14 protein-coding genes are annotated in these 12,381 nt (G+C 56.0%); 6 read left to right on the top strand and 8 right to left on the bottom strand.

All coding sequences use genetic code 11. The features are described from left to right. Nucleotides 1-2 precede the first annotated feature (2 nt). The 4 genes from PH7735_RS13375 to PH7735_RS13390 all read left to right on the top strand — a co-directional run bounded on the left by PH7735_RS13375 (nucleotide 3) and on the right by PH7735_RS13390 (nucleotide 4,094). The gene (locus PH7735_RS13375; protein WP_058311909.1) at nucleotides 3-440 is read left to right on the top strand and encodes a MarR family winged helix-turn-helix transcriptional regulator; all 438 of its coding nucleotides are present in this window, start codon (nucleotides 3-5) and stop codon (nucleotides 438-440) included. A gap of 9 nt (nucleotides 441-449) precedes the next feature. Further along, a complete protein-coding gene (locus PH7735_RS13380; protein ID WP_058311910.1) occupies nucleotides 450-1,679 on the top strand; it encodes an adenylate/guanylate cyclase domain-containing protein in 1,230 nt (409 codons plus the stop codon). Nucleotides 1,680-1,749: 70 nt separating this feature from the next. Further along, nucleotides 1,750-3,219, top strand: coding sequence for a pyridoxal phosphate-dependent decarboxylase family protein (locus PH7735_RS13385; RefSeq protein WP_058312251.1), 1,470 nt, complete (start codon nucleotides 1,750-1,752; stop codon nucleotides 3,217-3,219). Next, nucleotides 3,216-4,094, top strand: a complete 879-nt coding sequence (locus PH7735_RS13390) for a DMT family transporter (protein WP_058311911.1) — start codon at nucleotides 3,216-3,218, stop codon at nucleotides 4,092-4,094. The genes PH7735_RS13385 and PH7735_RS13390 overlap by 4 nt, the downstream gene beginning before the upstream one ends. Nucleotides 4,095-4,105: 11 nt before the next feature. Here the strand turns inward: PH7735_RS13390 and PH7735_RS13395 are convergent, their stop codons facing one another. Both PH7735_RS13395 and PH7735_RS13400 read right to left on the bottom strand, forming a co-directional pair. Continuing rightward, nucleotides 4,106-4,915: a division plane positioning ATPase MipZ gene (locus PH7735_RS13395; RefSeq protein WP_058311912.1), complete on the bottom strand. Its 810-nt coding sequence runs from the start codon at nucleotides 4,913-4,915 to the stop codon at nucleotides 4,106-4,108. 129 nt (nucleotides 4,916-5,044) lie between these two features. After that, nucleotides 5,045-5,665, bottom strand: coding sequence for a pseudouridine synthase (locus PH7735_RS13400; RefSeq protein ID WP_058312252.1), 621 nt, complete (start codon nucleotides 5,663-5,665; stop codon nucleotides 5,045-5,047). Nucleotides 5,666-5,774: 109 nt separating this feature from the next. On the opposite strand from PH7735_RS13400, the gene PH7735_RS13405 reads away from it, so the two are divergent. After that, the gene (locus PH7735_RS13405; RefSeq protein ID WP_058311913.1) at nucleotides 5,775-6,917 is read left to right on the top strand and encodes a trans-sulfuration enzyme family protein; all 1,143 of its coding nucleotides are present in this window, start codon (nucleotides 5,775-5,777) and stop codon (nucleotides 6,915-6,917) included. 3 nt (nucleotides 6,918-6,920) lie between these two features. Here the strand turns inward: PH7735_RS13405 and PH7735_RS13410 are convergent, their stop codons facing one another. The 3 genes from PH7735_RS13410 to rplS form a co-directional block, all read right to left on the bottom strand. Further along, on the bottom strand, nucleotides 6,921-7,991 hold the full coding sequence (locus tag PH7735_RS13410) for an acyltransferase family protein (protein WP_058311914.1): 1,071 nt from the start codon (nucleotides 7,989-7,991) through the stop codon (nucleotides 6,921-6,923). A gap of 159 nt (nucleotides 7,992-8,150) precedes the next feature. After that, on the bottom strand, nucleotides 8,151-8,372 hold the full coding sequence (rpmE, locus tag PH7735_RS13415) for a 50S ribosomal protein L31 (RefSeq protein WP_058311915.1): 222 nt from the start codon (nucleotides 8,370-8,372) through the stop codon (nucleotides 8,151-8,153). 11 nt (nucleotides 8,373-8,383) lie between these two features. After that, nucleotides 8,384-8,758, bottom strand: a complete 375-nt coding sequence (gene rplS / locus PH7735_RS13420; protein WP_058311916.1) for a 50S ribosomal protein L19 — start codon at nucleotides 8,756-8,758, stop codon at nucleotides 8,384-8,386. A gap of 547 nt (nucleotides 8,759-9,305) precedes the next feature. Between rplS and PH7735_RS13425 the strand changes: the two genes are divergently transcribed. Next, nucleotides 9,306-10,103: a glycoside hydrolase family 25 protein gene (locus PH7735_RS13425; protein WP_058311917.1), complete on the top strand. Its 798-nt coding sequence runs from the start codon at nucleotides 9,306-9,308 to the stop codon at nucleotides 10,101-10,103. 34 nt (nucleotides 10,104-10,137) lie between these two features. Here the strand turns inward: PH7735_RS13425 and trmD are convergent, their stop codons facing one another. From trmD to rimM, 3 genes are all read right to left on the bottom strand, one after another. Continuing rightward, on the bottom strand, nucleotides 10,138-10,935 hold the full coding sequence (gene trmD / locus PH7735_RS13430) for a tRNA (guanosine(37)-N1)-methyltransferase TrmD (protein ID WP_058311918.1): 798 nt from the start codon (nucleotides 10,933-10,935) through the stop codon (nucleotides 10,138-10,140). Between the two features lie 77 nt (nucleotides 10,936-11,012). Beyond that, nucleotides 11,013-11,825: a hypothetical protein gene (locus PH7735_RS13435; protein WP_058311919.1), complete on the bottom strand. Its 813-nt coding sequence runs from the start codon at nucleotides 11,823-11,825 to the stop codon at nucleotides 11,013-11,015. 1 nt (nucleotide 11,826) lies between these two features. Next, entirely contained in the window at nucleotides 11,827-12,330 is a 504-nt protein-coding gene (gene rimM / locus PH7735_RS13440) for a ribosome maturation factor RimM (protein ID WP_058311920.1), read from the bottom strand. Nucleotides 12,331-12,381: the final 51 nt, after the last annotated feature.

Genomic DNA, 12,381 nt, shown 5'->3' on the forward strand with positions numbered 1-12,381 from the left:
AAATGTCAGAAAACGATGATTTTAACTTACAGGTCTTTCTGCCCTACCTGTTGAATCAGGCCGCCGAAGAAAGCAGCATCGCCTTTACCCAAGTCTATAAAAACAAATACGGAATGTTGCGCACCGAGTGGCGTGTGCTGTTCCATCTGGGGTCGTTTGGGAAGCTGAATGCCACCGAGATCGGGGCCCGTTCAAAAATTCATAAAACGAAAATCAGCCGCGCCGTTCAGAAACTGGTCGAAAAGCGATTCGTGGTGCGCGAGCGTTCCGAAGACGATCGACGTCAGGAATTCTTGACCCTGACATCTGCCGGACAAACAGCGTATGCTGATCTGCGAAATGTCGCGCGGGATTACGATGCGGCCCTGTGTGACAAGTTTTCGGAAGACGAAGTTCTTTTACTGCGCAAGATGTTGAGACGGCTTGCCGCGATGGAGTGATTTAGATTTATGAGCTGCCAAACAATAGCCAATACCAAAAACCTTTCTGAATGGCTTGTTGCGAATGGATTAGAAGGCGCGAGCCAAGGGCAGTTGCTTGAGGAGTATTGCAACAAACTGTTGGCGATGGGGGTTCCCCTGCTGCGCTTGCATGTTGCCCAAAGGGCATTTCATCCGGAATACGGCGGCATCGGGTTTGACTGGCTTCGTGAAAGCGGATTTTCGGACGAGCAGTACACCTATAGCGAAACCCCCGTTCAGCAATGGCTGGCCAGCCCGTTCTATATGATGTTGCAAGAACGGATTTGGGAGTACCGCGAGCGCATCGGCATCGAAGGACACCAGAGCACCTTTCCCTTGTTGCAGGGGTTACAGGAAAGTGGCGCAACAGATTATGTCGCGGCGGCCGTTTTGTTTGAAAAGCCTGATCCATCAAAGGGACCGGATCCCAACGATACCCCCGAAGGAATGTTGATTTCCTGGACGTCTGATGCTGCAGACGGGTTCAGCGATGACGACGTTGCCTTGCTCAAAGAAACCTTGCCGGTTTTGGGGCTTGCCCTGAAATCCGCAGCAAACCGTCAAATGGCGAGCGATCTGTTAAAGGTCTATCTGGGGCGGGACGCTGGGCAGCGTGTGCTGTCTGGGGAAATTCGACGGGGCAGCCTACAGAGTCTGGACGCGGTCATTTTCTATTTCGACCTCTCCGGATTTACGGTCATGACCGAACAGATTCCGGCACCTTCCATTGTTGAAATGCTGAACGACTATTTTGCCCTGGCCGTGAAAATCGTGCGCGAACACGGGGGCCATGTTCTCAAGTTCATGGGGGACGGCATGTTGGCGATGTTCGACCATGGAGAAATGGGCGACGCTGCAAAATCTGCGCTGGACGCTTCGGTTGATCTGGGCGCAGGTATGGAGGTGCTCAGTGCGGGGCGCGCGGCAAAGGGGCTGCCGCATACGGGCTATACATTGGCGCTGCATGCAGGCGAAATTCTCTATGGCAACATCGGCGCGGAAACACGTCTTGATTTCACGGTCATCGGGTCGGCGGTAAATCAAACGGCGCGGATTGGCGGGATGCATGGGGCGCTTGGGCAAAAAGTGCTGATTTCGCAAGCGGTCCAGAATGCCGCCGTTGATACCGAATATGACCTTGTCCCACTGGGGCGCTATATGCTGCGCGGCGTGACCGAACCCCAGATGCTTTATACGCTTTATTTGCGAGGTTCCTGAACCTGCCCTTTACAAGTGCAACCGTTGGCGCAAGACATAGCAAACGGCATTGAACCAGGAGCGCGAACAGATGGCACAGGCGGATAGATACCCCGCTCAGGGTGGGTTGGATCCTCAAGATTGGGATGCATTTCGGGCGCGGGCTCATGACATGCTGGATGCTGCGCTGGAGCAGATGAAGAGTGCCGAGCAGGGGGCCGTCTGGACACCGCTGCCGGAAGACACAAAAGAGACCTATCGCACGCCTTTGCCGCGCGAAGGCAAGGGTGGCGAGGCCGTTGCCGACCAGTTGGCACAGCTTTTGCCCTATGGAGTGGGAAACACCCATCCACGGTTCTTTGGCTGGGTGCATGGAAGTGGCACACCGGGCAACCTTATGGCGGATATTGCCGCTGCCGCGCTGAATGCCAATTTGGGAGGGCGCGACCACGGGGCGATGTACGTCGAGAAACAGGTTCTCGACTGGGTCCGGGAATTGTTCGATTTCCCCGAAGACTCGAGCGGGCTTGTGGTGTCTGGCACTTCGGTTGCAACGGTTATTGCCCTGAAAACTGCGCGTGATCGCGCGCTGGGCTGGGCCAGCCGCAAGGAAGGCGTCGATGGCGCGCGCCTTGTTGGGTACACCTCCGAACAAACGCACAGTTGTGTCGCAAGAGCCTTTGATATTCTCGGGCTGGGGTCCGACGCGTTGCGCAAGATTCCGACCGACGCAGATTTTCGGATCGACCTCGAGGCGCTGACCCACGCAATCGACGCCGACCGTGCCGCCGGATATCACCCTTTTGCAGTGATTGGTACGGCAGGTGCCGTCAACGTCGGTTCAATCGACGACCTGTCGGCTGTGGCGGACATCGCGGCCAAAGAAAACCTGTGGATGCATGTTGATGGCGCATTTGGCGCGCTTGGCGTGCTCAGCGAGACGGTCCGCCCCATGTTGAAGGGGCTTGAACGCGCAGACTCGCTTGCCTTCGATTTCCACAAATGGATGCATGTGAACTATGATGCGGGATGTGTTTTGATCAGTTCGGAAGAAGAACACCGCAAAACATTCTCGGAGCGTCCCGAATACCTCAAGGCAGCGTCGCGTGGTCTGGCCGCCGGAAACCCTTGGCCTGTGGAATACGGTCCGGAATTGTCGCGCGGGTTTCGCGCGCTCAAGGTTTGGACACAGATTGCAGAGCATGGCACAGACCGCATTGGTGCGATGGTTGAACGTAATTGCGGCCAGGCGGTGTTGCTGGGGAAACTGGTCGATGCGGCGGATGATCTGGAATTGATGGCGCCTGTTGCCCTAAACATTTGCTGTTTCCGCGTGTTGCGGGCGGGTCTGGACGATACGGCCCTGGATGCACTGAACGAAGAAATCGTGATCCGGTTGCAGGAAGACGGGATTGCCGCGCCCTCGACGACAAAAATTCATGGGCGCGTCGCGATCCGAGTGAACATCACCAACCACCGTACAAAAGACGAAGATATGGAAATCCTACTGTCTGCGATCAAGAGAATAGTTCCCGACTGTTCTCAAGAAGCGGCAGAGTGAACACGCAAACCAAAGGTCTTTTGATTACAACACTTGGGGTGTTGTGTGTACTGCCGGACTCCCTGTTCATTCGCCTTATCGACGCGGATGCGCTTGTGATCGCGTTCTGGCGCAATCTGATGGCGGGCATGGGTGTCCTGATCGGTGTTCTCGCCTTTCAAGGCACGGCCCCGTTTCGCGCGGTGATGGCAACGGGGATCAATGGGTGGATTTACGTTGTCACACTTGGGGCCAGCGGGGTTCTGTTTGTCATCGCGATCAGCCTTACCAGCGTTGCAAATGCGGTGTTTATCATAGCATCCATGCCAATCTTCGCTGCAATTTTCAGCCGCGTCTTTTTGAGTGAAAAAATAAGCCCGCACATGATGATCACGATTGTCTGTGTCACGGCCGGGCTTGGCGTGATCGCATATGGGTCAGGCGAGACATCGAATGCCAGCCTTGTCGGGGATGTGGCGGCTTTGCTTGTCGCAGCAAGTTTCGCGGCGGGATTGACCGCCGTGCGGGGTGTCAAAGACGTCTCAATGGTGCCTGCCGTGCCGATTGCCTATGTCGGGGCGGCCCTGTTGATCCTGCCCTTTGTCGATGTGTTTTCGGTTCCGTCAGATCAAGTTTGGATGCTGCCGGTCTATGGTGGCTTTATCGTTGCAAGCGCAACACTGCTTGCCCTTGGGCCGCGCTATATCACCTCTGCAGAGGTGGCCCTTTTGATCCTGTTGGAATCGGTTCTGGCCCCGATCATCATCTGGGCGTTTTTAGGAGAACAGCCGGGGCGCTGGGCCTTGATCGGCGGCGCACTGGTTGTTGGCGCGCTGGCCGGATCAAATATCATTGCCTTGCGGCGCAAAAGGGGCGTGAAAGCCCCTTTGCAATAGGCGACAAATGATCAGAAGTTCACGTCAACATTCGGCAAATTCAATGCCTTGATCAACTCGCGAAGTTCCTGACGCGCCGCGACATTCGAGATATTGAGCTGCTTCACCCCGATGTCACGCAGATCCAGCAGGGTCAGGCCACGCGGGAACAGTTCGCGGAAAATGACACGCTCGTTAAAGCCGGGTGCGACGCGGAAACCGATGCGGCGCGCGAGGTTATCCAGCGCCTTGCCCATCTTTTCCTTGTTGACCATTTGCTGCGCCCCCATGCGGTTTCGCAGCACAACCCAGTCAATGGGTTTGAGCCCCGCCTGCGCACGCAGCTGTCGCGCATTCCAGACCATCTCGGAATAGACCGATGGCCCCATGATCTTTTCGCCAAGCGCATCGACATGGGCCAGCAGGTCAAAGTCAATAAAGCTATCGTTCAGGGGGGTCACAAGCGTATCGGCCAAAGAGTGCGCCACCTGGCTCAGCCGGGTATGAGATCCCGGGCAATCGATCAGGATAAAGTCGCAATCCGGCTCAAGCGTTGCAACCGCCGCGGAAAGACGCAGATCATAGATGTTCTCGCCCGGCTTTACCGAAGCGGCATCGATGTCAGGCAGTTCGTGATATACGGCAGAAGGCAGCTCGAGACCTTTTTCGCTCAGAAATTTCTGGCGGTTAAAGGCATACCGGCCGAAGGTTTTCTGTCGCAAGTCCAGATCCAGCGCGCCAACCTTGTGGCCCATGCGCGCCAAAGCGGTGGCGATATGCATCGACATGGTGGATTTGCCCGCACCGCCTTTTTCATTCCCCACGACAATAATATGCGCCATGTGCTTGTTCCCGCTGCCCTAAATGTTTGAACGCGCTCTTTGGCGCGATGGCTGTCTTATGCACACTATATGTTGTGGCAGGCAAGAGGGGAAGCTTTCCGTATTTTCCCATCTTGCCGTTTCGCAAAACTATCGTCTGGGCCGGCGATTGGGTTTGCGTGAGGGACGTGGCCCGTCACCCGCTGGCGGAATGCGATGTGCCGGCGCATCGTTCCATGTGCCGGGCAAAAGACCGTCGATTGTCCAAGGGCCGATCGCATAGCGGATCAAGCGCAGGGTCGGGTGCCCGACGGCGGCTGTCATGCGGCGCACCTGACGGTTGCGGCCTTCGGATATGGTGATCTTTAGCCAGCAATCCGGCACGGATTTTCGAACGCGAATGGGCGGTGTGCGCGGCCAGAGAGACGCAGGTTCATCCATCCGCGCAACTTGGGCCGGGCGTGTTTTGCCGTCTTTCAGGTCGACACCTTTGCGCAGGCTTTCCAAGGCGGCGTCAGACGGTGTGCCTTCGACCTGAACCCAATATGTTTTGGGCCATTTGTTGCGGGGATTGGCGATCTTTTGTTGCAATCCGCCATCGTCTGTCAGGACAAGCAATCCCTCGCTATCGCGATCCAGTCGCCCCGCAGCATAGACACCGGGGACATCAATGAATTCGGACAGGGTGCGACGGGTCGTGCCTTCGGTGCCCTTGTCGGTGAATTGGGACAACACATCAAAGGGCTTGTTGAACAAGAGAGTGCGCGGCATGGCGGGGGCTTTCGCAAGAGGTTGTCCCGTCATAAGGGGCACAGCAGGGGGGTTGCAAGTCACGCTGTTCATGCAACAGATAGCCAGAGCAGTTGTTCAGGAGAGTCCGATGGATGCCAAGGATATGAAACCCGCAACACTCGCCGCACAGGCCGGCGGTGTTATTGATGTTCAAAGTGGTGGCGTTGTGCCCCCGATCCAGCCGTCGACAACGTTCGCTCGGGATCGGGACTATGAGCCGCTAAACGCAGACAACATCTATGCACGTGACCACAATGATGTGGCGCGACAGGCCGAAGCCGTTCTGGCACAGCTGGAAGGCGGGACAGAGGCGCTGTTGTTCCCCTCGGGCATGGCGGCGATTGCCGCTTTGTTTCGAACCGTTCCCAACGGGGGCCGTGTGGTTGTGCAGTCAGGTATCTATTGGGGCACGACAAAGTGGATCAGGGATTTCTGCGAGCGCCGCCAGATTGAAATGACAGAAGTCGAGGCAAGTGACATTGCCCAGCTTCAAGAGGCCTGCGCACAGGCGCCTGCGCAAATTGTTTGGATCGAAACGCCATCAAACCCGTGGTTGCGGATCGTCGATATCGAGGCCGCAGCTGAGGCAGCGCACCAGACCGGCGCTCTTTTGGTTGTGGACAGCACGGCGGCAACGCCGATTTTGTCCAAGCCCTTCGCGCTGGGGGCGGACATCGTGATGCATTCGACAACCAAAGCCATCAACGGGCATTCGGATGTGTTGAGCGGTGTTTTGGTCGCCAAGGAAACAGGACCCGTTTGGGATGAAATTGCGACAGACCGTGCCAGTGCCGGTGCTGTGCTTGGGCCGTTTGAAGCGTGGCTTTTGTTGCGCGGCATGCGGACTTTGCCGCTGCGTGTGAACCAGATGTGTTCGAACGCGATGAAGGTTGCCGTGTTTCTCGATGACCATCCGCAGGTCGAAGAAGTGCTGTATCCGGGACTGCCGAGCCATGCCGGTCATGATTTGGCCTGCAAGCAGATGAAGGGGGGCTTCGGGTTTCTGATGTCATTCCTTGTCAAAGGCGGGCGCGAAGACGCGCTAAAGGTGGCGGGGCGGCTCAACCTGTTTCATCGGGCGACATCCCTTGGCGGTGTCGAAAGCCTTGTCGAGCATCGTTATACGATTGAACCGCATACGGGTATTCCGGAAAACCTGTTGCGAATCTCGATCGGTATCGAGGACGCAGATGACCTGATCGCGGATCTGGCGCAGGCATTGGGCCAATAACAGCTAGCCTTTGGGCGCAAGCTTTCGGCGCAGAGGCAGCATCGGGCGTTCGACGATGCGGTACATCAAGGCGGCATAGGCCAAAGACAATGCAGCAGCCCCAAGAACCAATGCGGGGCTGCCATGGCTGGCAAGCCCGTTATATTCCAGCGCTTTGACGATCAGATAGTGCACAAGGTAAAGCGTGTAAGACCAAACGCCAATTTGCGAGATCCAAGACAGGTTCAGGGGTTTGAACAGGTGGGTGTCTGGCTGGGTGACGGCGTAGTGAAAAACCGGCATCAAAGCCAATCCCTGAAGGCTATAGCGCAGCGTGGATCGAAAGGCGGGTTCGCGAATGGCAAAGGTCAGAAGCAGCAGGATGACTGCTGCGCCAAGCCACACCCATTTGAAATGATCCGCCTTGAACAGGCGATCTGCGGCACCGTTGGCTTGAAGGATCGCAAGCAGACACCCAAACAGCAATGCATCAATCCGCGTGTCTGTGGAAATGTAGATTTCCCATTCGCTGCTTTGAAAGTGAACAAACCGCACAACCCGCCAAACCAGAGTTGCAACAAGGATCATGGCCAGAATCCGAGAGGCCCCAAGGCGTTTGTGCAGCAATAAGAACACGGACGGCCAGAGCAGATAAAAATGCTCTTCTACGGAAAGAGACCAGAAAATCCCGAAGCCGTCGACGCTATTGGTCGGCTCTGCAAACAAAGAATAGTAGTTGTAGTAAAAGAAAATCTGACTGAGCAGTGTTCCCCAATCCAGCGCGCCCTGAGCGAGGCCGATTGCCACCAGAAACACCCCGACCAAAAGCGTGACCAGCAGGGGCGGCCAGAGGCGCACAACACGTCTGAGGAAAAAGCGCGGCAAGGATATCGTGCCGGTTTGCGAAATCTCACGCTGAAGCAATGTGGTGATGAGATAGCCCGACAGAAAGAAGAACAATGTCACGCCAAACCCGCCGGGTATCAGATGCGAGACACCTGCATGGCTTGCAAAAACAATCGCAATCGCGACGGTGCGAAATCCGTCCAGCGAAGGTAATTGATTGGGAAGGGCGGTCGGCCGGACGTTGGGCACCTCGGGCTCCGTTCGATGATGTGTCTTTTTGAGAAAAGCAAAGCGTCGAATGTTACGCAAGAGAATTGATGCCAATCTTTAGAGATGGCTTTGGGACGAGGTTCCAAACAAAAACGCCGTCCCAAAGGAACGGCGTTTTCTTGAAATCGGAAGCGGTGCTTAGAAGCCCAGACCTTCGTATTTCTTTTTGAACTTCGACACGCGGCCGCCAGCGTCCAGCAGGCGCGAAGTGCCGCCGGTCCATGCTGGGTGCACGGTTGGGTCGATGTCCAAAGCCAGGGTGTCGCCTTCTTTGCCGTAGGTCGAACGCATCTTTATAATGGTGCCGTCGGTCATTTTGACGTCGATGAAGTGGTAATCGGGATGTGTGTCTTTTTTCATGAGTCCACTCCTTAGGCTTTTTTGTTCTTGTAAGAGGTGTCTTCGGCGATACGTGCCGATTTACCGCGACGTGCACGCAGATAGTACAGTTTGGCGCGACGAACGCGGCCACGACGGACTACTGTGATCGAGTCGATGTTTGTCGAGTGCAGCGGGAACATACGTTCTACGCCTTCGCCAAACGAAATTTTGCGAACTGTGAACGAGCCGGCAATGCCTGAACCATTTTTGCGGCTGATGCAGACGCCTTCATAGTTCTGAACACGGCTGCGCGAGCCTTCAGTTACTTTAAAGCCAACACGGATGGTGTCACCGGCTTTGAAATCGGGGATGTCTTTCCCCAGAGCGGCAATTTGTTCCGCTTCTAGCTGTGCGATCAGGTCCATTATGACCATCTCCTAAATCTGCTCGTGGTTGGTCCACGAAGTTGGTGCCGTCCAAGAGCTCTGTGTCTTCAACCGGGTCCACCGAAGTGCCCGCCAGAGATTGTCGTCGTTTCTTTTGATCCCTGCCTTGCGCCGCGCACCTGTCGAAGAAAACAGACACATACGAATGCAAAACAAATCCGAACGACTCGGAAAGAGTCTCGGACGGGCGGTGTATAGGCCTGTTTGATCAACGTGGCAAGGGGTTTGATGCAGCGGTGTGCTCCGTCGCAGGCGGCTTTTTCTACCCATCCGTGGCCACATTAATAAAAGCGCGCTTGTGTGCCCGCAATTTTGATGGCGTGTAGGCCTTTGAAGGTGTTTGTAATCTCTGCGATGGGCCAAATTCTGGTCGGTTGCACGCGGGGTGCGCCCCGTAAGAGCCTGAGTGCGTGACTTTTGAATTTTGGGAGTTACGTCAAGCATATTGCCAAAAACAAACGCACAGCGTGTAATGAAAAAACGGGCGGTTCAGGGCAGCGGTGCCAGGCAGCATAGAGGGCGATAAATGCGCAAGATACTTGGCATGATGGTTGTTTTGGTGGTTGTCACCGCCTGTGGACAGCGCCCTCATAAACCTGTCGAAAGTGGCGCCTCTGCGGTCGTGGTCCCCGATATTGTCACCTATCCCCGCTTTGGAGATGCGGATCCTCATGAATGGGAATCGCGCGCTCCTCAAAGTTATCCGGTTCACGGCATCGATATTTCGCGGTGGCAGGGGGACATCGACTGGCGCACCGCCAAAGACAGCGGTGTGAGTTTTGCATTTATCAAAGCCACGGAAGGTGGAGATGTTGCCGATCCGAAGTTTGATGAACACCGGCGCGGTGCCCAACGCGCGGGCGTGCCTTGGGGTGCGTACCATTACTACTATTTCTGTCGCCCCGCCGAAGAGCAGGCCCGCTGGTTCATCCAGCATGTGCCGAAGGGCGCGCCGCTGCCCCATGTTCTGGACTTGGAATGGACGCCGCGATCCAAGACCTGCACACGACGCCCCGATCCGCGCGAAATCTGGCGCGAAGCACGTGTTTTCATGAATATGCTAGAGGCGCACTACGGACGCAGGCCCATCATCTATACCACGGTTGATTTCTGGAAAGACTCGGACATCGGTCAACTGGCACGCACAGAATTCTGGTTGCGCTCTGTCGCGGGCAATCCACGCAAAGTCTATCCCGGTGCGTATTGGACCTTTTGGCAATACACCGGAACAGGCCTCATTCCGGGCATAAGCGGAGAAGTGGATATCAACGTGTTCCGAGGCTCACCCGAAGCATGGGCACACTGGATGGCGGGATCAGGATAAGGCGAAACAGCGTGCAGAAATCATGCTGGTGTCGTTAGTCCTTGTCCGAGGCCTCATAATCTTTCCACATGTCCGGCCGCCGTTCACGGGTCAGGTCTTTGGCCATTTTCAGACGCCATTCAGCGATTTTTCCGTGATGGCCAGACATCAGTACTTCGGGGATGGGGCGTCCCATCCATTCGGCAGGACGCGTATATTGCGGGTGCTCAAGCAGGCCGTTTGAATGGCTCTCGTCTTCGATGCTTTCGGCATTGCCGAGAACAGAAGGCAAAAGCCTGACGGTCGCGTCGATCATGGCCTGCGCTGCAATCTCGCCCCCTGTGAGTACGAAGTCTCCGAGGCTGACTTCCTGAATGCCATAGTGATCCAGAACACGCTGATCGACACCTTCAAAGCGTCCGCACAGCATCGTGACACCGTCGCACTTGGCCCATTCGCGGGCCATTTTCTGATCGAACCTGCGACCACGCGGGGACAGATACACCAAGGGCAGGCGCCCACGTGCGCCTCTCAAGGTGTGCTCGATCGCACGTCCAAGAACGTCGGCACGTAAAACCATACCCGCGCCGCCACCGGCAGGTGTGTCATCCACGTTGCGATGCTTGCCTTCGCCAAACAGGCGCAAATCGGTCGTGTCGAGCTGCCATTTGCCTTCTTTGAGGGCCTTGCCCGTCAAACTTTCACCCAGCACACCGGGAAAGGCTCCGGGAAACAGGGTCATAATCCGCGCGGTCCAGACACCGGCAAGGTGCGGGTTGTGTGTCATCAACTCGCGCGGTTTCAACGAAACCGAAATGGCTTTTCGACCATGAGAGCGGGGCTTGTCAGTCATTGTATGCCTATGATGCGTCGCAGTTGAGAGTTGAGACACCTGTGGCGCAAAACAGGGTCAAGGTCCAGACTCAGGGCCTAGGTCTCGGAGATTTCGTCTTTTTGCCGGCGCCACTTTTTACGGGCTTCCATCTTGGCGCGGTTCAACGCCTTGATGTCCAGATCGCTCTGGTTCAGCAAAAGAATTTCCGAGGTCAAAGGCTTGGGCAGACCTACATTTACAGGCGCAACCGGTTTGATTTTTTCGCAAATCTCGCGCGGCCACTGGAGCAAATCGGCGATAGGTTGCAGCGGACCCAATGGCGCATTTTGCGTATCATGCAGCCATGCGGTTTCAATGCGATGGGGGGCCACGGCAACGCGTACCCGGTCGACTGCATGTTGCAGGTCGGCCGCTTCGAGATGATCCGCAAAAAAGTCTTCTTTAGATTGGGTCATGCGCACGACACGTACATGGTGCGCGTGGCAGCTGGTCAGCCAGGAATGTGGATCACGAAGTGAATAATAGAAGATCAGCTCCGGCGGTTCCGGCAAAGCCTCTTCCAAGCTGAGCAACATGGCCTTCATCAACAAGGGCGCTGCGCCATACGATGACTGGTTTCGCCGCCCTGGCATCAGCCCGCTCAGGTCTTCGGCACTGATCACGATGTCGCGCGGATCATCCTTTGGCAGGGATTGAAAAAACGTCTTCATTCCTGCGGCGAATTTCTTGAGCGCAACAGAGCGACGTTTGGCAGAAAATGTGCGCGCCGCGTTGCAGGTCTCGGCCAGTTGCTCGTGCAGGTAAACTTGGGCCAGGGGCGCAAGTGTTTCACGATTTACGTCCAGCATTTTCTGAACGGTCGACGTGCCGGTTTTGTGAAAACCCGCATGTATGAGCATGCGAGTCATATCAGAAAAGGCCTTCTGGTGGATCCACGATGATCCGCCCGCCTGCGATGTCGACAGTGGGGACCGCTTGTTTGGTGAAAGGCAACAGGACCGTTGTTTTCAGGCCGGGGCCGTAAATCTCGAGAAGATCGGTTGCGCCGTGGTTCTGAACAGATTTCACGCGCCCAAGAACGGTGCCGCCAGTGTCGCGCACTTCGAGGTTAACCAGATCGGTGTAATAGAATTCATCGTCTTCCAACTCGGGAAACCTGTCCCGTGGAACAAACAGTTGCAGCCCTTTGAGGGCTTCAGCCTCTTCTTTGGTGCTGATTCCGGTTAGACGTGCGGCCAACCCGTTTTTAATGGCGCGGGTCACGGTGACTTCAAAACTGCGGCTGCCGTCTTCGGACATCAGTGGCGCGTAATCCGCGATGGCCGCTGCGTCGGCGGTAAAGCTTTTCAGGCGTACTTCGCCCCGAACGCCAAAGGCACCTGCGATAGCTCCGACACAAACCTGTTCCGACATAATGCGATCCGATTTTTAACTATGGGCCCTGTTTTCACTCATTGCGGGGGC

The sequence above is a fragment of the Shimia thalassica genome (assembly GCF_001458215.1).
Lineage (GTDB): Bacteria > Pseudomonadota > Alphaproteobacteria > Rhodobacterales > Rhodobacteraceae > Shimia > Shimia thalassica.

Coding starts and splice junctions, on each gene's coding strand:
- rpmE (WP_058311915.1), bottom strand. CDS start 8,372: ATGAAAAAAGACACACATCCCGATTACCACTTCATCGACGTCAAAATG.
- PH7735_RS13395 (WP_058311912.1), bottom strand. CDS start 4,915: ATGGCGCATATTATTGTCGTGGGGAATGAAAAAGGCGGTGCGGGCAAA.
- PH7735_RS13425 (WP_058311917.1), top strand. CDS start 9,306: ATGCGCAAGATACTTGGCATGATGGTTGTTTTGGTGGTTGTCACCGCC.
- PH7735_RS13375 (WP_058311909.1), top strand. CDS start 3: ATGTCAGAAAACGATGATTTTAACTTACAGGTCTTTCTGCCCTACCTG.
- PH7735_RS13405 (WP_058311913.1), top strand. CDS start 5,775: ATGGATGCCAAGGATATGAAACCCGCAACACTCGCCGCACAGGCCGGC.
- PH7735_RS13380 (WP_058311910.1), top strand. CDS start 450: ATGAGCTGCCAAACAATAGCCAATACCAAAAACCTTTCTGAATGGCTT.
- rplS (WP_058311916.1), bottom strand. CDS start 8,758: ATGGACCTGATCGCACAGCTAGAAGCGGAACAAATTGCCGCTCTGGGG.
- trmD (WP_058311918.1), bottom strand. CDS start 10,935: ATGACTGACAAGCCCCGCTCTCATGGTCGAAAAGCCATTTCGGTTTCG.
- PH7735_RS13385 (WP_058312251.1), top strand. CDS start 1,750: ATGGCACAGGCGGATAGATACCCCGCTCAGGGTGGGTTGGATCCTCAA.
- PH7735_RS13435 (WP_058311919.1), bottom strand. CDS start 11,825: ATGACTCGCATGCTCATACATGCGGGTTTTCACAAAACCGGCACGTCG.
- PH7735_RS13400 (WP_058312252.1), bottom strand. CDS start 5,665: ATGCCGCGCACTCTCTTGTTCAACAAGCCCTTTGATGTGTTGTCCCAA.
- rimM (WP_058311920.1), bottom strand. CDS start 12,330: ATGTCGGAACAGGTTTGTGTCGGAGCTATCGCAGGTGCCTTTGGCGTT.